The organism is Streptomyces sp. PL-29, assembly GCF_058344425.1.
In genome coordinates this window covers 3,012,693-3,032,012 of record NZ_CP136996.1, presented here as the reverse complement: position 1 = coordinate 3,032,012, position 19,320 = coordinate 3,012,693, and the positions used below count along the sequence as shown (strand labels likewise).

Genomic DNA, 19,320 nt, shown 5'->3' with positions numbered 1-19,320 from the left:
GCAGTGGGGTGTGCCCGGAGTCCGATCGGGTGCGGACGTCGACGCGGCCCTCTGGTCCGCTCCGCCCGCGCCTCGTACGGACAGCACCACCGGGTCGTTGTGGACGACAGTACGGACGGCGCACACGTGAGACGGCGTAGGAGAGAACGAGACCAGTGAGTGCTGCGACGACGCGAAGCCGTACCCCGCGTACCCCCGACCGCCTGTGCGTCGAGGCGGTGGAACTCGCCCGCGCGGCCGCCGAGGAGGCCGCCTTCCCCGGTGTGGTGGGCGCGCACGTCTCCGCCGTGGCGGAGGGCGACCGCGTCGTCACCCACTTCTTCGAGTCGAAGGAACCGGGATACCGCGGCTGGCGCTGGGCCGTCACCGTGGCCCGCGCCTCCCGGGCCAAGAACGTCACCCTCGACGAAACGGTGCTGCTCCCCGGCGACGACGCCCTGCTGGCCCCCGAGTGGGTGCCGTGGAGCGACCGGCTGCGCCCCGGCGACATGGGCCCGGGCGACCTGCTGCCCACCGAGGCCGATGACCTGAGGCTGGAGCCGGGCTGGTCGGACGAGGACGCCCCGCCGCCGAACTCCGTGGTCTCCACCGAGATGGCCGAACTCGTCGAGGCGGAGGACGCCGACGTCACCGACCGTGTGACCGTTCCGGCCCGCGGATCCATCACGGCGGTCGCCGAGGAACTCGGCATGCGCCGGGCGCGCGTGCTCTCCCGCTACGGGCTGCACGGCGCGGCCGACCGCTGGGACGAGTCCTTCGGGGCGAAGACCCCGATGGCGCAGGCCGCCCCGGCGTCCTGTGTCTCCTGCGGCTTCCTCGTCGCCGTCGGCGGTTCGCTCGGCCAGGCCTTCGGCGTCTGCGCGAACGAGTTCAGCCCGGCCGACGGACGCCTGGTGTCGCTGTCCTACGGCTGCGGCGGCCACTCCGAGGCCGCGGTCATGCCGGCGCCGCTGCGGCCGGCCCCGCCGGTCCTGGACTCGATGGCCTCGGACGAGTTCGCACTGCGGCCGGCCGCCGACACGGGCTCGGTTCCGGCCCCGGACGCCCAGGCCGCGGACCCGGACCTCGGACACGCGTGACCCCCGCGGGCCCGCGGCGGCGCGGTGCGCGAGGTCCCGCCCCGTCAGTCCCGTCGGCTCCGTCAGCCCCGTCAGTCCTGCGTGCGGCGCCGGAAGAGGCGCTTCGCACCGAAGACCAGGGCCAGGCCGCCCGCGAGGACCAGGGCGCCCTTGCCGAAGCCGCCCGTCGGGCCCGGTGAGGTCGCCGCGTCCGGTGGAGATCCCGGTTGCGGCGAGGCGGAACCGCCGGACGGCGCCGCCGCGGCCACCGGGACCGCGATCACCTTGCTGTTGGTGCCCTCCGAGCCGAACATGAGCGTCGAGCCGTCCACCGTGTAGGTCACCGACTCCGCCTGCCCCTGCCACGGGGCGTTCACCCGCTCGCCCTCGCCTTCCGGCCGGCCGTCCTTCCACGGGTACGTCCGGGCGGTGAAGTAGCCACGCAGGGTCAGCCGGTTCCCGTCCGGGGAGAACGCCCCGTCCGTCACCCACGGGACGGGCGCGACCCGCCGGAAGACGTTGGCCCCGCCCGTCGACAGCTTCGCGGGGCCTTCGTACAGCGCGCCCTTGCTCTGGTCCTTGCTCGCGATGTAGACGCGGCCCGTCACCGGATGGACCATCAGGGACTCGGCGTCGCGCGGCCCGTCCTCGTACCGCACCGTGAACTGCGTTGCCTTGACGGTGACATCACCGAGTCGGCTCGGCTCCTGGAAGCGGTAGATCCACACGTGGTCCCAGGTGCCGCCGCGGTTGTCGCCGATGTCCCCGACGTAGAGCAGGCCGTCCGGGCCCAGCGAGATCGCCTCGATGTCGCGCGGCCTGCCGATCCCCGCCATGGTCACCCGGGCCACCGTGTCGCCGGTGGCCGAGTCCACCGCGTAGACGTAGGGGCCGTCCTCGCTGTCGTTGTGCGTCCAGTAGACGCCCGGATGGATGCGGCTGGCCGCCAGCCCGCTCGACTCCTTGATCCGCGGGTCCGAGATGGTGAACGAGGAGGCGCCGGGGGGCTGCGCGGCGGACGCCGTGCCCGGCAGCACGGCGGCGAGGGCGGCGGCGAGTGCTGCGGCGGCGAGGGCGGCGGACGGCAGGGGCAGGCGCATCCTCCCAGCGTGCCAGTACGTGGCGCGTGTCCGGCGTCACAGAGGCTTCTGTCGCGCGATCCGCGATGATGACCGGATGCGTTTCATGTTCGTCGGCGACTCCATGACCATCGGACGCGCCGGCGACTACACCTGGCGCTACCGGATGTGGCAGCACCTCAACTCGACCTTCGGCGGCCCCTACCGGATCGTCGGCCCGCGCTGCGAGGTCTACGACACCGCCGCCGACGCGCCCATCAGCCACGAGTACGCCGCCCCCGGCTTCCCCGAGCACGCCCGCCGCCACCTCGCCGGCTGGGGCGAGGGCTGGCAGCACATGGCGCCCGTCATGGGCGAGACCGTGGCCGCGCACCGCCCGGACGTCCTGCTGGTCTCCCTGGGCCTGATCGACCTCGGCTTCTACACCGACGCCGGGCAGACCGCCGACAACGTCCGCCGCTTCATAGCGGGCGCCCGCTCCGCCCGCCCCGGCGTCCGCATGGTGCTGCTGCCCGTCATCCCGAACAGCCGCGCAGAGGAGGACGCCCCCTTCGCGGCCGAGGTGGCCCGGTTCAACGAGCTCCTCGCGAAGGCCGTGGCCGACCTCACCACGGACACCTCTCCGATCCTGCTGGCCGCGCGCCCGGCCGCCTACGACATCCACCGGGACACCTACGACGGCACCCACCCCAACGCCTCCGGCGAGCACCGGCTCGCGGGGGAGTTCGCCGCGGTCCTGCACCAGGCCTGGGGCATCGGCGGGCCCTACCGCCCCGGGCACGACGCCGGGCCGGCGTCCTGACGGCCGAAGGGGTGGAGGCGGCCGCCGCCCGAGAGGACGGCGACCACCGTGCGGACGGCTGTTCGACTACCAGGCGAAGGCCTCCGGGGACGGTCCCGGCCCGGGGAAGATCTCGTCCAGGCCGGTCAGCAGTTCCTCGCCGAGCTCCAGTTCCAGCGCGCGCAGAGCACCGTCCAACTGCTCGGCGGTGCGCGGGCCGACGATGGGGCCCGTCACTCCCGGCCGGGTGAGCAGCCAGGCCAGGGCGGTCTCGGCGGGATCCAGGCCGTGCTTGTCGACCAGGTCCTCGTACGCCTGAACCTGGGCCCGTACCGAACTGTTGGCCAGCGCGTCCGCGGAGCGCCCCGACGCGCGGCGGCCGCCCTTGGCCTCCTTCTTGATGACCCCGCCCAGCAGTCCGCCGTGCAGCGGCGACCACGGGATGACCCCGAGGCCGTAGTCCTGGGCGGCCGGGACGACCTCCATCTCGGCCCGCCGTTCGGCGAGGTTGTAGAGGCACTGCTCGCTGACCAGGCCGACCATCCCGCGCCGGGCGGCCGTCTCATTGGCCTGGGCGATCTTGTAGCCGGGGAAGTTGGAGGAGCCGGCGTAGAGGATCTTGCCCTGCTGGATCAGCACGTCGACGGCCTGCCAGATCTCCTCGAAGGGGGTCCGGCGGTCGATGTGGTGGAACTGGTACAGGTCGATGTGGTCGGTCTGGAGCCGCTTGAGGCTGGCCTCGACGGCCCGGCGGATGTTCAGTGCCGACAGGCGGTCCTCGTTGGGCCAGGTCTCGCCCTCACGGGACATGGAGCCGTAGACCTTGGTGGCCAGGACGGTCTTGTCGCGGCGGCCGCCGCCTTGGGCGAACCAGGTTCCGATGATCTCCTCGGTGCGCCCCTTGTTCTCACCCCACCCGTACACATTGGCCGTGTCCACGAAATTCAGACCTGCGGCGAGGGCGGCGTCCAGGATGCCGTGGCTGGTCGGTTCGTCTGTCTGCGGACCGAAGTTCATCGTGCCGAGGACGAGTCGGCTGACCTTGAGTCCGGTGCGTCCGAGCTGCGTGTACTTCATGGGGCACAAGCCAACTGCTTCGAGTCCACTCCAGGCAAGAGCAGGGCGCTCGGCCGCTCCTCGTGTGTCGGCGCGTCCCGGGGCAGCGGGCCGACCGCAGGGCCGGTCACCGGTCCGCTCGCCGATTCTGCGTACGCCGGAGACTCGCCCCGGCGCCGGGTGCCGGGCGCCATCGAGCTGGGGCCGGGCGAGGAGGTGCAGGCCTACTGGCCGGTGGCGGCAGCCACGGCGACGACGAGGAACATCAGCACGAGCACACCGGCCATCACACGGTTTCGGGTCTTGGGGTCCACCCGTCGAGCCTAACGCGGCAGCCCCTGCGTCGTGGACGCAGGGGCTGTGCCGCGAGGGGTGCGCTGCCGGCCGTGGCCGGGCGGTCACTGCCAGCTCATGTCACCGTTCTGGGCGGCGACCGGGGGCTTGGCGGCGGCGATCGGGGCGGCGGAAGCCACCGCCGGGGTGCCCAGGACCAGGGCGAGGGCGACGACCGCGGCGGCCTTGACGAGGCGGGTGGCGTTCATGATGTCCGGTGTCCCTTCGGTTGCCATGAGGCGTGTCGGCGGTGGCTTCCCGGTCGGTCCCGCACCCCGCGGTGGCGCTGTCCCTTTCCGGTGAGACATAGCTAAGCCGCAGCTCAGCGGGGGGAGAAGGGGTATCTGCTGGCCCAAACCGTCCGTGGACGGATGAGGACAGCGGTCGCCGCGCCCCCGGCTGTCAGCCGCTCCGCCGCTCCATCAGGGACACCGGCATCAGCGGGACGCCGACGTCCAGCAGGCGGGCCGCGGGCAGGGCCCGCGCGCCGAGCAGGCGGCGGCAGACCGACTCGGCGTGCCGCTCCGCCTCCTCCAGGGAGTCCGAGAGGAGGTAGAAGCCGAGGGTGAAGTGCTCCGCGGACTGCGGGTGCACCGCCAGGTGCTCCACCCGGTCCCTCGGCCTCAGGCCGGCGCGGGCAGCCTCGCGCAGATCGTCGGGCACTTCCACCGGGGGCACCGTCCGCAGACGGGCATGGACGAGGTACATGCCTCCACCGTCGCGTCGCCGCCCCCGTGCCCGACACCGATCCGGCAGGCCGGTTGCGGCCGTGGACGCATCTGGCCATCCGCCGCTTCTTTGAGATGATCTTTCACAGTGAAGTGCCAACGGGGTGGGGGGAACCACATGTTGACCGAACTGGGCCTCGATGCGAGAGCCGAAGCCGTATACCGCGCCATGCTCATGGAACCCGGGTCGGGTGTCGCCGCGCTCGCCGACGCCGTCGGGATCGGCGAGAGCGGCGTACGCGAGGCCCTGGACCTGCTGAGTGAGCTGGCCCTGGTCCAGCCGTCGGCCGACGACAGCGGGCGGTTGCGGGCCGTCTCCCCGGACATCGGGATGGAGATCCTGATGGCCCGGGGCCAGGCGGAGCTCGCCGCGCAGCAGCAGCGGCTGGAGGCGTCCCGGGCCGCCGCGGCCAGGCTGATCTCCGAGTACTCGGAGCTGCGGCCGGCCGCCCGACACCCCGGCGTGGAGCAGCTCATCGGGCTCGACGCGGTCCGTGACCGACTGGTCGCGCTGACCAGGGAGACGAAGGAGGAGCTGCTGGCGTTCTCGCCGGACGCGACGCTGAGCGAGTCGGCCCTGGCCGCCTCGCGCCCTCTGAACAGAACGCTGCTGGAACGCGGCGTCCGCATGCGCACCCTCTATCTCGACAGCGTGCGCAACAGTCGGCCCTCCGTCGAGCACGCCAACTGGCTCACGGAGCTCGGCGGCCAGGTCCGTACGGCAGCGTCGCTGCCGACCCGGATGCTCATCGTCGACCGCCGGACGGCGCTGATCCCGGTGAGCGACGACTCCGCGGCGGGTGCCGTCGTCCTGAGCGGGCACGGGATGCTGGTCGCCCTCTGCGCGCTCTTCGAGTCGACGTGGGCGACGGCGCAGCCGTTGGCGGAGGTGGCGGTCCTGGGTCCGGACGGGCTGACCTCCCAGCAGGCCGCCGCCGTACGCCTGTTGGCGGAGGGGCACACGGACGAGGCGATAGCCAAGCGGCTGGGGGTCTCCTCGCGTACGGCCCGGCGCATCGCCAACGAGCTGATGGAACGGCTCGGCGCCCGCAGTCGCTTCGAGGCCGGGGCCCGGGCCGTCCAGGAGGGCTGGCTGCCGGCGCGGGCCTGAGGCCCGCAGGCGCCGCTCCGGCAGGCGCCGCACACGAAGGCCGCCCGGCGGGTTCACGAAAGTGGTCCCGCCGGGCGGCCTTTCGCATGCGTGGAGGCAACCGGATCAGGCCACTGTGGACGGGTCCGGCCAAGGCCCTTTCGGGCCAGTTGATCTCTCTTCCGTCCGGCCCTGGCAGCGGCGAATCTAATGCCTGTCAGCGGGGCAGCCGCCCCGGAGGCAAGGACCGAAGGCCCTGAAGCCCCTCAACGGACGCCACCGCGGGACGTCCGAGGGCGATGGGTTCAAGCCACCAGCCATGCATACCGAAAGGACGAACCACGCCATGCGCAAGGGAATGCTCCGGGCCACCGCGGTCGTCGCCCTCACCCTCGGCATCACCTCCGTCGCACCGATGGCCTCCGCCCACGCCCCGGCCCACCCGGTCGCGGTGTCGGGCAGCACGGCCGGTCAGGCGGGCCCCGCCGGAGCCCTGCCGACAGCGGCGACGAGCCGTCCGTAAGGTCCCGTAGCCGGATCGCCCCGCATCACCGCCCGCACCACCGCGTCGCCCCGCGGGACCGCTGTACCTGCAGGACAGCCGTCCGTCCGCCACGTCGCACGCACCGCGCACATCACGCACTGCGCACATCACGCACCGCGCACATCACGCACCGCGACCTCACTTACCGCACATCATGCAGCGCCACCGCCGGTCGAGCCCGCGCTCCCGGCCGTCACCCCAGACCTCGCCCGACCAGAACCGGAGCACAACCATGTCCCGATACGGGTTGAACGCCCGCCATGCCGCCGTAGCCGCCCTCGTCGCCGGGGCCGTCGCCGCCGGCGCCGTCGTCGCCGTCGACACCGCGGCGGTCGCCGCCCCGGCGGCGGTCACCGCCGAGCCGCCCGCCAACCCCGACTACGGCAGCCCCGGCCAGGGCCCCGAGGGGCCGGTCGACGGGGAGTCCCGGGCGACGGCCTTCGCCGCGGAGGCCACCACGAAGATCACCCGCAGTTCGGTGATAGCCCGGGCCAAGAGCTGGGTCGGCATCGGCCTGGTCTACTCCGGCGCCGGCCGTCACGGTGGATACCGCACGGACTGCTCGGGCTTTGTCTCGATGGCCTGGGACCTGGACTTCCAGCCGGCCACCAACACCTTCGCCTCCCGCGGCGTGACCGAGCCGATCACCAAGGCGGAACTAAAGGCGGGCGACGCCCTGCTGGACGACGACGCGGGCTCTGCCGGCCACGTCGTCCTCTTCGAGAAGTGGGCCAACTCCGGCCGCACCCAGTACTGGGGCTTCGACTTCACCCCCAGCGGAGTCCACCACCGCGTCTACGACTACCCGTACTACCCGGGCTACGGCCCCTACCAGCCCGTCCGCTACAAGAACATCGCCGACGACGTGACCACCCCGCCGGCGCCCGCACCCGGCATGACCGACCTCGTCGCCGCCGACATCAACGGCGACGCCGTGGACGACGTGGTCGGCGTCGAGGCCTCGACCGGCAAGCTGTGGCTCTACAAGGGCGCCTCCAACGGCACCATCGCGTCCGGCGGCAGCCGCGTCCTGATCGGCTCGGGCGGCTGGAACGGCATGTCCAACCTGACCGGCGGCGACTTCAACGGCGACGGCCGGGAGGACATCGTCGCGGTGGAGGAGGCCAGCGGAAAGCTGTACCTCTACCCGGGCACCGGCAGCGGCCTGAACTCCCGCAAGGAGATCGGCTCGGGCGGCTGGAACGGCATGTCCGAGCTGATGGGCGGTGACTTCAACGGCGACGGCAGGGCCGATGTCGCGGGCGTCGAGAGGTCCACCGGCAAGTTGTGGCTCTACAAGGGCAACGGCGCCGGATCGATCGGCGGCGGCAGCAGCCGCGTCATGATCGGCAGCGGCGGTTGGAACGGCCTGCACGACCTCGTCGGGATGGACATCGACAACGACGGCAGGACCGATGTCGTCGGCGCCGAGCAGTCCACCGGAAAGCTCTACCTCTACACCAGCAACGGCAGCGGCCTGAACTCCCGCAAGGAGATCGGCTCCGGCGGTTGGAACGGCATGAACGACCTGATCGGCGGCGACTTCACCTCGAACGCGAACGACGATCTCGTCGCCGTCGAGAAGGCCACCGGAAAGCTCTACCTCTACCCGGGCACCGGCACGGGTCTGGGGGCGCGCAAGGAGATCGGCTCCGGGGGCTGGTAGCCCCGCGTCGCGGCGCATCTCCCCGCTCACCTTTCGCAACTCCCCTTCCCTGACACCTTTTCTTGGCACCCTCGTGCCGGTTTGGAAGCACCCCCATGTCTGTTGAGACCACCTCCCCCCTCGCCCGGTTCATGTCCCGCCGGGTCCGGATAGCGACCGGTCTGGTCTGCGCCACCGTCGCCGCGGTGGCCCTCTCGGCCGGCGGCGCGAACGCCGACGGCGGTGCGGAGGACCCGCACGGCGACCTGCCCGAGCTGACCGCCGCCGAGCTGGGCCTGCCCGAGGGCCCGGCCCCCATGGCCATGGCGGCGGCTTCCGGTGACAACCGCCCCGACTTCCAGATGCCGTTCAGGTGCGGGGAGACCTGGCAGGGCGCCTCCCGCTCGTACCACAGCCCCACCGCCCACGCGGTCGACTGGACGCACGGCGGGTCCACGCTCAACTCGCCCGTGGTGGCGAGCGCCGGCGGTGTGGCACAGGTGACCGACCTGGGCAACCGCAGCTACGGCAAGTACGTCGTCATCAACCACGGTGGCGGCTGGTCGACGGTCTACGCTCACCTCAACGGCTTCAGCATCTCCAACGGCGCCACCGTCAAGGCCGGCCAGCAGATCGGCGTCGTCGGCAGCACCGGCAACTCCTCCGGCGCCCACCTGCACTACGAGCAGCGCTACCAGGCGGACGACCAGCGCACGGTGTTCAATGGCAGCCCCTTCAGCGGCAGCGGCTCCTGGTCGAAGGCCCTGACCAGCAAGAACTGCGGCACTCCCACCCCGGAGCCCGGCATCCCCGGTCCCGGCGACCCGTCCCCCGGTACGACCGGCATGACCGACCTGGCCGCGGCCGACCTCAACGGCGACGGCGTGGTCGACGTCGCCGCGGTGGAGGCCTCGACCGGCAAGCTGTGGCTCTACAAGGGCGCCGCCAACGGCACCATCGCGTCCGGCGGCAGCCGCGTCCTGATCGGTACGGGCGGCTGGAACGGCATGTCCAACCTGACCGGCGGCGACTTCAACGGCGACGGCAGGGACGACATCGTCGCGGTGGAGGAGTCCACCGGCAAGCTGTGGCTCTACAAGGGCGCCGACAACTCGACGATCGCGTCCGGCGGCAGCCGCGTGCTGATCGGTACGGGCGGCTGGAACAGCATGTCGAACCTGACCGCCCTCAACCTCAACGGCGACAAGATCGCCGACCTGGCGGCCGTGGAGAAGTCCACCGGCAAGCTCTACCTCTACCCGGGTACGTCGAGCGGCCAGCTCGCCTCCCGCAAGCAGATCGGCTCGGGCGGCTGGAACGGCATGTCCAACCTGACCGGCATGGACCTGAACAACAGCGGCCGTCAGGACCTGGTCGCCGTGGAGAAGTCGACGGGCAAGCTCTTCATGTACCCCGGTGACAAGGGCTACCTGAGCCCGCGCATCCAGATCGGCTCGGGCGGCTGGAACGGCATGTCCGACCTGATCGGCGGCGACCTGCTGAACTCGCAGATGTCCGACGACCTGATCGCCGTCCAGAACTCCACCGGCAAGCTCTTCCTCTACCCGGGGACCGGCTCGGGAGGCCTGGGCGCCCGCAAGGAGATCGGCACCGGGGGCTGGTAGTCACCCGGCGTGAAGACGTGAAGACACGTGAGGCGGACCGTCCCCGCGGGGACGGTCCGCCTCACGGCGTGCGCCGTGCGCAGCGGCTCAGCCGACCAGCGGCCAGGCGCGTACGGTTTCGTAGCGCGGCTGCTCACCCGGCACTCCGCTCACCGGCAGGCTGCTGCGGACCAGGCTGAGCGTGTCCACCTGCCAGGACGTGCCCTCGAAGTCCGCGAGGGCCTCCAGGTAGGGGCGCAGCGGTGTGGGGGCGCCGTGCCCGTGCCCGTGCCCGTGCCGGGGGCCGCGGGTGCGGGCAAGGGTGAGGTGCGGCGTGTACCGGCGGTGCTGCTCCATCGGGATCCCGGCGCGCCGCGCGGCGGCGTCGGCCCGGTCGGCGAGCAGGCGCACGGCGTCGAGCTCGCCGGCGGCGCCGGTCCACAGGGCGCGGTCGCCGAAGTGGCCGCAGCCGTGCAGGCGCAGCGCGAAGGGCGCCGTACGGTGGGCGGCCCGCTCCAGGCGGGCGTGCAGCTCGGGGAGCACGTCGTCGCGCACCTCGCCCATGAAGGCGAGCGTGACGTGCCAGCCCGCTGGCGCGGTCCAGGTCAGCCGGTCGTCGCGCAGCGCGTGCACGGCGGCGGTGAGCTCGGCGACGGCCGCGTCCGGGGGCAGAACGGCGGCGAACAGTCTCATGCGGTGAGCGTAGGCCGTGCGCGCCGCCCCCGCGCGGGTCCGGTCGGGCCCGGCGGGGGTCGGGGGCGGAGCCCCGGGCGGTGGCGGGTCAGGCCACCGTCACCAGTTCGCGGCGTCGGGTGACGGCCGGCACGAAGGCCACCCCGCGGCGGTCGACCCGCAGCCGGAGGTTGCCGACACGGGCCAGGACCACGGCGATGGTCACCGACGCGGCCAGGGAGATGAGAGCGCCCGAGGCCATGCCGACGCGCGCGCCGTAGGTGTCCGTGATCCAGCCCAGCAGCGGGGCGCCCAGCGGAGTGCCGCCGGTGAAGACCATCATGAAGAGGGCCATGACCCGGCCCCGCATCTCGGGGTCGGTGGCCATCTGCACGCTGGAGTTGGCGGTGACGTTGACCGTCAGGCCGAAGACGCCGATGGGCACGAGCAGCGCGGCGAAGAGCCGGAAGCCGGGCGCGAAGGCGGCCACGAGGAGCAGTACGGAGAACAGCGCGGCCGCGGCCACGGGCACCCGCAGGCGGGACTGCCCCCGGCGGGCGGCGAGCAGGGCGCCCGCGAGGGAGCCGGCCGCGATCAGGGTGTTGAAGAGTCCGTAGGTGCCCGCGTCGCCGTGGAAGACGTCGCTCACGAACGCCGAGAGCCAGATCGGGAAGTTGAACCCGAAGGTGCCGACGAAGCCGACGAGCACGATCGGCCAGACCAGCTCGGGTCGGCCGGCGACGTAGCGCAGGCCTTCGCGCAGCTGTCCCTTGGCGCGCGGCCGGGGCTCGACGGGGTGCAGCTCCTTCGTCCGCATCATGAGCAGGCCGGCGATGGGCGCGGCGAAGGACAGGCCGTTGAGCAGGAACGCCCAGCCGGACCCGACGGCGGTGATCAGCACACCCGCGATCGCCGGGCCGACCAGTCGCGCGGACTGGAAGTTGGCCGAGTTGAGGCTGACGGCGTTGGCGACCTGGTCCGTGCCGACCATCTCGGAGACGAAGGTCTGCCGGGCCGGGTTGTCCACGACGGTGACCAGGCCGAGGAGCAGGGCCGCGAGGTAGACGTGCCAGACCTGGACGTGGCCGGCGAGGGTGAGTGCGGCGAGTGCGATGCCGGTCAGGCCCATCGCGCTCTGGGTGGCGAGGAGCAGGGGCCGCTTGGGCAGCCGGTCGGCGAGTACGCCTCCGTAGAGGCCGAGGACCAGCATCGGCAGGAACTGCAGGGCGATGGTGATGCCGACGGCGGAGGCGGAACCGGTCAGGGAGAGGACCAGCCAGTCCTGGGCGATGCGCTGCATCCAGGTGCCGGTGTTCGAGACGACCTGGCCGGTGGCGAAGAGCCGGTAGTTGCGGATCCTCAGCGAGCTGAACATCCCCCGGTTCCTGCCCGGGGGTGCCGCGGTGCGCGCGGCGGTGGTGGGGGTGGATATGTGGCCGGGTGCGGAGTCTGCTCCGTTTCCCGTACTCAAAAGCGTTCGCCTCCTGGCGTCGTTCCTTACAGGTGCGCGAGTTTCTCCAGGACGGGTGCGGCCGCGCGCAGCTTGGCCCATTCGTCCTCGGTCAGCTCTGCCGCGAGCCCGGCCAGGAAGGCGTTGCGCTTGCGGCGGCTCTCTTCGAGCATCGCTTCGGCTTCCTCCGTCTGGCGGACCACCTTCTGGCGGCGGTCGTCGGGGTGCGGTTCCAGCGTGACCAGTCCCTTGGCTTCCAGCAACGCGACGATGCGCGTCATGGACGGTGGCTGGACGTGTTCCCGCCGCGCCAGCTCACCGGGGGTGGCCTGGCCGCAGCGGGCGAGGGTGCCGAGGACCGACATTTCGGTCGGGCTCAGCGACTCGTCGACGCGCTGGTGCTTCAGGCGCCGCCCCAGCCGCATGACGGCGGAGCGGAGGTCGTTCACGGCGGCAGCGTCGTCGCCATGGGAGAGGTCAGGCATGTATTTAGAGTAACTCATTACTCTCGCTAAAGAACACCGGGTTTCCGGTCGCGCGCGGGTGCGTGTCAGGTATGCGCCAAGTCACTCGTACGGGTGAGTCGGCGGCCGAAAGCGACCCGCGCGCGCACCCTGTGCCCCGACTCTTTCGGCATGGGGACACATGTGCTGAGCATGCGCATAGACGGGGAGCTCCTCGACAGGCTCCGGATCCATGCCGCCAAACGCGGAATGAGCGTCCAGGACTATGTGGTCCGGACGCTCATTCGCGACGACTTCGACGAGCGCTTCAAGACGGCCGTCGACGAGACGGAGAAGTTCTACGGGCTGACGTGAGCCCGCCCGTGCGCTAGCCGAGGCCGAGCGCGGGCATCGCGTAGAAGAAGACGAACACCGCCGACACCACGTACATGGCGAGCGGGACCTCGCGGCCCCGGCCGGTCGCCAGGCGCAGCACGCTGAAGGCGATGAACCCGATGCCGATGCCGTTGGTGATCGAGTAGGTGAAGGGCATCATCACCATGGCCAGGAAGGCCGGCACGGCGATGGTGAAGTCGCTCCAGTCGATGTCCTTGATCGATCCCGACAGGATCAGGAAGCCCACCGCGACCAGCGCGGGCGTCGCGGCCTGGGACGGGACCATGGTGGCCAGCGGGGTGAAGAACAGCGCCACGGCGAAGAGGGCGCCCGTCACGACGTTCGCCAGGCCCGTACGGGCACCCTCGCCGACGCCGGCCGTGGACTCCACGAAGCAGGTGGTCGCCGAGGAGGAGCTCGCGCCGCCCGAGGCGACGGCGAGGCCGTCGACGAACAGGACCCGGTTGATGCCGGGGAACTCGCCCGTGCTCTTGTCGATCAGCTTGGCCTCGTCGCCGACGCCCAGGATCGTGCCCATGGCGTCGAAGAAGCAGGACAGCAGCACGGTGAAGACGAACAGGATGCCGGTGAGCAGTCCGACCTTGCCGAAGCCGCCGAACAGGCTGACCTGGCCCACGAGCCCGAAGTCGGGCGCGGCGACCGGGTTGCCGGGCCAGGCCGGGACGGTCAGGCCCCAGCCGGAGTCCGGCAGGTCGGCGGCGAGCTGCACGACGACCGCGACCAGGGTCATGGCCACGATCGAGATCAGGATCGCGCCGGGGACCTTGCGGATCAGCAGGGCGAGGGTGAGCAGGGTGCCGACCGCGAAGATCAGGACGGGCCAGCCGTGCAGGTGGCCGTTGCCGCCGAGCTGCAGCGGGACGGTGGTGTGCGCGGCGTCCGGGATGCGGGAGACGAAGCCCGAGTCGACCAGGCCGATCAGCATGATGAACAAGCCGATGCCGATGGCGATGCCCTTGCGCAGGCCCAGCGGGACGGCGTTCATGACGCGCTCGCGCAGTCCGGTGGCCACCAGCAGCATCACCACGAAGCCGGCCAGCACCACCATGCCCATCGCATCGGGCCAGCTCATGCGCGGGGCGAGCTGGAGGGCCACGACGGTGTTCACGCCGAGGCCCGCGGCGAGGGCGATGGGGACGTTGCCGACGACGCCCATGAGGAGGGTGGTGAAGGCGGCCGTCAGGACGGTGGCCGTCACGAGCTGGCCGCTGTCCAGCTGGTGGCCGTACATGTCCTTCGCGCTGCCCAGGATGATCGGGTTCAGCACGATGATGTACGCCATGGCGAAGAAGGTCGCGAAACCGCCGCGGACCTCACGGGCCACGGTCGAGCCGCGCTCGGAGATCTTGAAGTGGCGGTCCAGCCCGCCGGAGGGCCCTCGGGGGGAAGACTCCGGAGCGGCGGGTGCGGGGGCGGGGGCCGGGGTGCTCATACGGTCCTCATGGGTGGTTCATACGAAGAAAATGGGCCGCGCCCAAACCGTTTCAGTATGAACACATCAGGGAAGGGCCGTCCATCTCCGCGCGTAGACACTGACCTGCCGGGCGGAGGTCCTGGTCGGACGGGTTCCGGACGGGTCCGGGACGGGTCCCGCTTAAACTGGCCGCATGGCGAAATGGACTGCGAAGCATGAGGCGCCCGAGCCCCTGGAGGGCCCCGTCGTCGCGACGGTCACCGGAGGAACGATCCTCTGGTTCGCCCTCTTCGTGGTCCAGCTGCCGTTCTACGGATGGTTCGCCGACCGCGGTCAGCTGTGGTGGGTCTGGACGTGCGCGGCCGGCGGCTTCCTCGGCCTGATCGGCATCTGGTACGTCCGTGGCCGTGAGGCGGCCCTCCGGCGGCACGCCGATACGCAGGCGGCGGAGGCCGCCCACGCCGCGGGGCCGGCGGGGGCGGCCGGGGCCGCGCAGGCCGGCCGGTCGAACGGGGCCGCGGGAGCCTAGGGCTCCGGGCCCGGCCGCGACCAGCGGACGATTCGGGTCATCCCCAAGTCGTATCTTCGGACTTTTCGGCGGGTGGAGCGTTCGAACCCCGCTTACCGTCGAAACCATGACGCATGGGGCGAGGATCGAGCACGACGGGCCGGAGCCGACCGGTGGTCCCGGCACGGCCATCGACGCGGGGACCGAGCTCGACCCCGTACACCCCGTACGGCCGCCGGCACCCCGCTTCACGCCGGGCGGGCTGACCACGGCCGAGGTCGCCGAGCGGGTGGCCCGCGGGGACGTCAACGACGTCCCCGTCCGCTCCTCGCGCTCCACCACCGACATCGTCCGCGGCAACGTCTTCACCCGGTTCAACGCCATCATCGGCGTCCTGTGGGTGGTCATGCTCTTCGTCGCGCCGATCCAGGACAGCCTCTTCGGCTTCGTGATCATCGCGAACACCGGCATCGGCATCATCCAGGAACTGCGCGCGAAGAAGACCCTCGACTCCCTCGCCGTCATCGGCGAGGCCAGGCCCAGCGTCCGCCGCGACGGCCGGACCGCCGAGATCTCCACTTCCGAGATCGTCCTCGGCGACGTCATCGAACTCGGCCCCGGCGACAAGGTGGTCGTCGACGGCTCCGTCGGCGAATCCGACGGCCTGGAGATCGACGAGTCCCTGCTCACCGGCGAGGCCGACCCCGTTCTGAAGAAGCCCGGCGACCAGGTCATGTCCGGCTCCTTCGTGGTCGCCGGCGGCGGCGCGTTCACCGCCACCAAGGTCGGCCGCGAGGCCTACGCCGCCCAGTTGGCCGAAGAGGCCTCCCGGTTCACGCTCGTCCACTCCGAGCTGCGCTCCGGCATCTCCACCATCCTGAAGTACGTCACCTGGATGATGATCCCGACCTCCATCGGCCTGATCATCAGCCAGCTCGTCGTCAAGGAGAACAACCTCGACGACGCCATCGCCCGGACCGTCGGCGGGATCGTGCCGATGATCCCCGAGGGGCTCGTCCTGCTCACCTCCGTGGCCTTCGCGATCGGCGTCATCCGCCTCGGCCGCAAACAGTGCCTCGTGCAGGAACTGCCCGCCATCGAGGGCCTCGCCCGCGTCGATGTGGTCTGCCTCGACAAGACCGGCACCCTCACCGAGGGCGGCATGGACGTCACCGAGCTCCGCCCGCTCGGCGGCGCGGACCCGGAGTACGTCAAGAAGGTGCTCGGTGCCCTCGGTGAGTCCGACCCCCGCCCCAACGCCAGCCTCCAGGCGATCATCGACGCCTACCCCGACAGCGCCGAGTGGCGGTGCACCGAGTCCCTGCCTTTCTCCTCCGCCCGCAAGTACAGCGGCGCCAGCTTCAGCGAGGGCGACGGCGAGAACAACACCTGGCTGCTCGGCGCCCCCGACGTCCTGCTGCCCGCCGGGGACCCCGCCCTCGACGAGATCAACGACCTCAACGAACAGGGCCTGCGGGTCCTGCTGCTCGCCCGCTCTGCCCGGGAGCTGGACGACGAGGCCGTCGCCACCGGAGTCAGGCCGACCGCGCTGGTCGTCCTGGAGCAGCGGCTGCGCCCCGACGCCGCCGACACGCTGCGCTACTTCGAGGAGCAGGACGTCAAGGCGAAGGTCATCTCCGGCGACAACGCGATCTCCGTCGGCGCCGTCGCCGGCAAGCTGGGCCTGCCCGGCGCCCAGAACACCGTCGACGCCCGCACGCTTCCTGCGGAGCAGGCCGAGATGGCAGAGGTCCTGGACGGGAACTCCGTCTTCGGACGTGTCACCCCGCAGCAGAAGCGGGACATGGTCGGCGCCCTGCAGTCCAGGGGCCACACCGTCGCCATGACCGGCGACGGCGTCAACGACGTGCTCGCCCTCAAGGACGCCGACATCGGCGTCTCCATGGGCTCCGGCTCGGAGGCCACCCGCGCGGTCGCACAGATCGTCCTCCTCAACAACAGCTTCTCCACACTGCCGTCGGTGGTCGCCGAGGGCCGCCGGGTCATCGGCAACATCACGCGCGTGGCCACCCTCTTCCTCACGAAGACGGTCTACTCGGTGCTGCTGGCCATCCTGGTGGTCTGCTCGCAGGTCGAGTACCCCTTCCTGCCGCGGCACCTGACCCTGCTGTCCACCCTCACCATCGGGATCCCGGCCTTCTTCCTGGCGCTGGCCCCGAACAAGGAGCGCGCTAAGCCGCACTTCGTGAAAAGGGTGATGCGCTACGCCATCCCCGGCGGCGTGATCGCGGCGACGGCCACCTTCGTCACCTACCTGATCGCACGCCACCACTACACGGGCGCCGAAGCCCTCCCCGCGGAGACCAGTGCCGCGACGCTGACGCTGTTCCTGACCTCGATGTGGGTCCTCGCGATCATCGCGCGCCCGTACACCTGGTGGCGTGCGGCCCTGGTGGGTGCGATGGGTACGGCCTTCCTGATCGTCCTGATCGTGCCGTGGCTCCAGGACTTCTTCCAGCTCAAGCTGGTCGGCACCACGATGCCGTGGACTGCGGTGGCGATCGCGGCGGCCGCCGCGGTCCTCATCGAGTTCACCTTCCGCTGGGTGGACCGCAGGTTCCCGGCCTGACCGCTGCGACGGGGCTCAGGCCAGGCCGTCCGCCTGGAGGCCGGCCAGGACGGCCCGGCCCAGGGTGTGGACCGCGGACTGGGGGCGGACCATCACCGTGAACTCCTTGATCCGGCCCGCCCCGTCGAAGTGCAGCATGTCGATGCCGTGGATCTCCTTGCCGTCCACCGTGGCCCGGAAGGGCAGGACGGACGCCGGCGCCTCGGTGCCGTCCGCGCTGGTCTCGGTCGCGCCGTCGAAGTGGCCGACGTAGCGCAGGTCCTCGAAGACGCGCAGCAGGACCCCGAAGAGCCCCAGCACCATCGGCCTGCCCTCGAACGGGCGGAACTTCACCGGGCTGTACAGCCTGATGTCCTCGGTGAACAGGTGCTCCAGCGCGGAGAGGTCACGCCTCTCCACGGCGGCGCGGAAGCGTTCGGCGGTCTCCCTCACGGACTCCACGGCTCCTCCAGATGCGGATGCGGCTACCACTACTCAAGGAATTGACTACTCAGTTTTATGAGTATCATGCGGGGGAGCGCGAGGAAAAGGAAGGGGCGGTCGCGATGGCCCTGCGGCATGCCGTACTGGCGGCGCTGCTCGACGGTGAGTTCAGCGGCTACGAACTGGCGAAGTCCTTCGACATCGGCGTCGCGAACTTCTGGCACGCCTCCCCCCAGCAGCTCTACACCGAGCTCGCCAGACTGGAGAAGGAAGGCCTGGTCGAGGGCCGGCAGGTGGTCCAGGAAACCCGGCCCAACAAACGCCTCTTCCGGGTCACCGACGCCGGCCGGACCGAACTGGAGGAATTCGCGGCCGCCTCGTCCAAGCCCTCGGTCATCCGCGACGACCTCCTGGTCAAGGTGCAGAACGCCGACCGGATCGGCACCCGGCCCGTGATCGCACAACTGGAGGAACGGGCGTCCGCGGCCGACGCCAAGCTCGAACTCCTCGGCAAGGTCCTGCGCAGGATGCGCGGCGACCTGGACGAGGAGGAGTTCCTGCTCCACGGCGAACGCATCGGCGGCTACCTGACCTGCCTGCGCGGCATCGCCTTCGAACAGGGCCACCGCGACTGGTGCCGCCGCAGCGCGGCGATCCTGCGAGAGCGAGAGGGGCGGACCAGCCGTGCCGAGCACTGACTACCGGCGCTACGTCGCCCTGGGTGACAGCCAGACCGAAGGCCTCGGCGACGGCGACGACACCACGGGCCTGCGCGGCTTCGCCGACCGCTTCGCCGGACACCTGGAGGCCGCGCGCCCCGGCCTGCGCTACGCCAACCTCGCCGTACGCGGACGGCTCGCCGGCCAGGTCCGCGCCGAACAGCTCGGCCCCGCGCTGGCCCTGCGGCCCGACATCGCCACCGTCGTCGCGGGTGTCAACGACGTCCTGCGGCCCCGGTTCGACGCGGCGCGGGTCGCGGGCGAGGTCGAGGAGATGTTCGCCGCGCTCACGGCGGCCGGCGCCCACGTGGCCACCGTCACCTTCCCCGACCTGGGCCGGATCGTGCCGATCGCCCGGCCCCTCGCACCCCGCCTGGGCGACCTCAACGACCGCATCCGCGAGGCGGCCGCCCGGCACGGCGTCACCGTCGCCGAGACCGCCCTGCCGGACGCCGTCGCCGACCCGCGGATGTGGACCACGGACCGGCTGCACGCCAGCTCCCTCGGCCACGAGCGCATCGCCGCCGCCCTCGCCCACGCCGTCGGCCTGCCCGGCAGCGATGACAGCTGGGCGCACCCGCTGCCGCCGCGGGCCGCCCCCGCGCCGGGTGCGGCCGTCGCGGCCGAGTTGCGCTGGGCGGCCGCCTTCCTGGGCCCCTGGCTGGGCCGCCGACTGCGCGGCCGCTCCTCCGGCGACGGCCGGAGCGCCAAGCGCCCCGACCTGCTGCCCCTGGCCGCCGCGAGCGCCGGCGAGCGGTGACCCGAC

Annotated in this window: 20 protein-coding genes; 11 read left to right on the top strand and 9 right to left on the bottom strand. The window is 71.6% G+C overall.

Annotation, left to right across the window (positions count from 1 at the left end; translation table 11 throughout):
• Positions 1-155: 155 nt before the first annotated feature.
• On the top strand, positions 156-1,079 hold the full coding sequence (locus R4Z63_RS13725) for a DUF3027 domain-containing protein (RefSeq protein WP_384447755.1): 924 nt from the start codon (positions 156-158) through the stop codon (positions 1,077-1,079).
• Between the two features lie 71 nt (positions 1,080-1,150).
• Here R4Z63_RS13725 and R4Z63_RS13720 read toward each other — a convergent pair whose 3' ends face one another.
• Positions 1,151-2,158, bottom strand: a complete 1,008-nt coding sequence (locus R4Z63_RS13720) for a hypothetical protein (protein WP_037924798.1) — start codon at positions 2,156-2,158, stop codon at positions 1,151-1,153.
• A 76-nt stretch (positions 2,159-2,234) separates the two neighbouring features.
• Between R4Z63_RS13720 and R4Z63_RS13715 the strand changes: the two genes are divergently transcribed.
• Positions 2,235-2,939, top strand: coding sequence for a GDSL-type esterase/lipase family protein (locus R4Z63_RS13715; protein WP_037924799.1), 705 nt, complete (start codon positions 2,235-2,237; stop codon positions 2,937-2,939).
• A 66-nt stretch (positions 2,940-3,005) separates the two neighbouring features.
• Here R4Z63_RS13715 and R4Z63_RS13710 read toward each other — a convergent pair whose 3' ends face one another.
• From R4Z63_RS13710 to R4Z63_RS13700, 3 genes are all read right to left on the bottom strand, one after another.
• Positions 3,006-3,995, bottom strand: coding sequence for an aldo/keto reductase (locus R4Z63_RS13710; protein ID WP_037924803.1), 990 nt, complete (start codon positions 3,993-3,995; stop codon positions 3,006-3,008).
• A gap of 377 nt (positions 3,996-4,372) precedes the next feature.
• Positions 4,373-4,516: a hypothetical protein gene (locus R4Z63_RS13705; RefSeq protein ID WP_157840289.1), complete on the bottom strand. Its 144-nt coding sequence runs from the start codon at positions 4,514-4,516 to the stop codon at positions 4,373-4,375.
• A 193-nt stretch (positions 4,517-4,709) separates the two neighbouring features.
• On the bottom strand, positions 4,710-5,015 hold the full coding sequence (locus R4Z63_RS13700) for a hypothetical protein (protein WP_037924805.1): 306 nt from the start codon (positions 5,013-5,015) through the stop codon (positions 4,710-4,712).
• 138 nt (positions 5,016-5,153) lie between these two features.
• Here R4Z63_RS13700 and R4Z63_RS13695 point away from each other — a divergent pair, with 138 nt between their 5' ends.
• From R4Z63_RS13695 to R4Z63_RS13680, 4 genes are all read left to right on the top strand, one after another.
• Entirely contained in the window at positions 5,154-6,146 is a 993-nt protein-coding gene (locus R4Z63_RS13695; protein WP_384447750.1) for a helix-turn-helix domain-containing protein, read from the top strand.
• 325 nt (positions 6,147-6,471) lie between these two features.
• Complete coding sequence (locus R4Z63_RS13690; RefSeq protein WP_384447747.1) at positions 6,472-6,648, top strand: hypothetical protein; 177 nt, start codon at positions 6,472-6,474, stop codon at positions 6,646-6,648.
• Positions 6,649-6,901: 253 nt separating this feature from the next.
• Positions 6,902-8,335 (top strand): C40 family peptidase, encoded by a 1,434-nt coding sequence (locus R4Z63_RS13685; protein WP_384447744.1) that lies wholly within the window; start codon positions 6,902-6,904, stop codon positions 8,333-8,335.
• Positions 8,336-8,430: 95 nt separating this feature from the next.
• The gene (locus R4Z63_RS13680) at positions 8,431-9,939 is read left to right on the top strand and encodes an FG-GAP-like repeat-containing protein (RefSeq protein ID WP_384447741.1); all 1,509 of its coding nucleotides are present in this window, start codon (positions 8,431-8,433) and stop codon (positions 9,937-9,939) included.
• An 87-nt stretch (positions 9,940-10,026) separates the two neighbouring features.
• Here R4Z63_RS13680 and thpR read toward each other — a convergent pair whose 3' ends face one another.
• The 3 genes from thpR to R4Z63_RS13665 form a co-directional block, all read right to left on the bottom strand.
• Positions 10,027-10,611, bottom strand: coding sequence for an RNA 2',3'-cyclic phosphodiesterase (gene thpR / locus R4Z63_RS13675; RefSeq protein WP_384447739.1), 585 nt, complete (start codon positions 10,609-10,611; stop codon positions 10,027-10,029).
• Positions 10,612-10,699: 88 nt separating this feature from the next.
• Positions 10,700-12,061 (bottom strand): MFS transporter, encoded by a 1,362-nt coding sequence (locus R4Z63_RS13670; protein ID WP_384447736.1) that lies wholly within the window; start codon positions 12,059-12,061, stop codon positions 10,700-10,702.
• Between the two features lie 26 nt (positions 12,062-12,087).
• Positions 12,088-12,525: a MarR family winged helix-turn-helix transcriptional regulator gene (locus R4Z63_RS13665; protein ID WP_030662370.1), complete on the bottom strand. Its 438-nt coding sequence runs from the start codon at positions 12,523-12,525 to the stop codon at positions 12,088-12,090.
• A 150-nt stretch (positions 12,526-12,675) separates the two neighbouring features.
• On the opposite strand from R4Z63_RS13665, the gene R4Z63_RS13660 reads away from it, so the two are divergent.
• The gene (locus R4Z63_RS13660) at positions 12,676-12,858 is read left to right on the top strand and encodes a ribbon-helix-helix protein, CopG family (RefSeq protein WP_078556757.1); all 183 of its coding nucleotides are present in this window, start codon (positions 12,676-12,678) and stop codon (positions 12,856-12,858) included.
• Between the two features lie 13 nt (positions 12,859-12,871).
• Here the strand turns inward: R4Z63_RS13660 and R4Z63_RS13655 are convergent, their stop codons facing one another.
• Positions 12,872-14,332: an NCS2 family permease gene (locus R4Z63_RS13655; protein ID WP_384447732.1), complete on the bottom strand. Its 1,461-nt coding sequence runs from the start codon at positions 14,330-14,332 to the stop codon at positions 12,872-12,874.
• A gap of 175 nt (positions 14,333-14,507) precedes the next feature.
• Here R4Z63_RS13655 and R4Z63_RS13650 point away from each other — a divergent pair, with 175 nt between their 5' ends.
• A complete protein-coding gene (locus R4Z63_RS13650; protein WP_037924816.1) occupies positions 14,508-14,843 on the top strand; it encodes a DUF2530 domain-containing protein in 336 nt (111 codons plus the stop codon).
• A 106-nt stretch (positions 14,844-14,949) separates the two neighbouring features.
• On the top strand, positions 14,950-17,412 hold the full coding sequence (locus R4Z63_RS13645) for a cation-translocating P-type ATPase (RefSeq protein WP_384447729.1): 2,463 nt from the start codon (positions 14,950-14,952) through the stop codon (positions 17,410-17,412).
• Positions 17,413-17,427: 15 nt separating this feature from the next.
• Here R4Z63_RS13645 and R4Z63_RS13640 read toward each other — a convergent pair whose 3' ends face one another.
• On the bottom strand, positions 17,428-17,844 hold the full coding sequence (locus R4Z63_RS13640; protein ID WP_384447726.1) for a nuclear transport factor 2 family protein: 417 nt from the start codon (positions 17,842-17,844) through the stop codon (positions 17,428-17,430).
• A 113-nt stretch (positions 17,845-17,957) separates the two neighbouring features.
• Here R4Z63_RS13640 and R4Z63_RS13635 point away from each other — a divergent pair, with 113 nt between their 5' ends.
• Together R4Z63_RS13635 and R4Z63_RS13630 are read left to right on the top strand one after the other, a co-directional pair.
• A complete protein-coding gene (locus R4Z63_RS13635; protein WP_384447723.1) occupies positions 17,958-18,533 on the top strand; it encodes a PadR family transcriptional regulator in 576 nt (191 codons plus the stop codon).
• The gene (locus R4Z63_RS13630; RefSeq protein WP_037924823.1) at positions 18,520-19,314 is read left to right on the top strand and encodes an SGNH/GDSL hydrolase family protein; all 795 of its coding nucleotides are present in this window, start codon (positions 18,520-18,522) and stop codon (positions 19,312-19,314) included. The genes R4Z63_RS13635 and R4Z63_RS13630 overlap by 14 nt, the downstream gene beginning before the upstream one ends.
• Positions 19,315-19,320 lie beyond the last annotated feature (6 nt).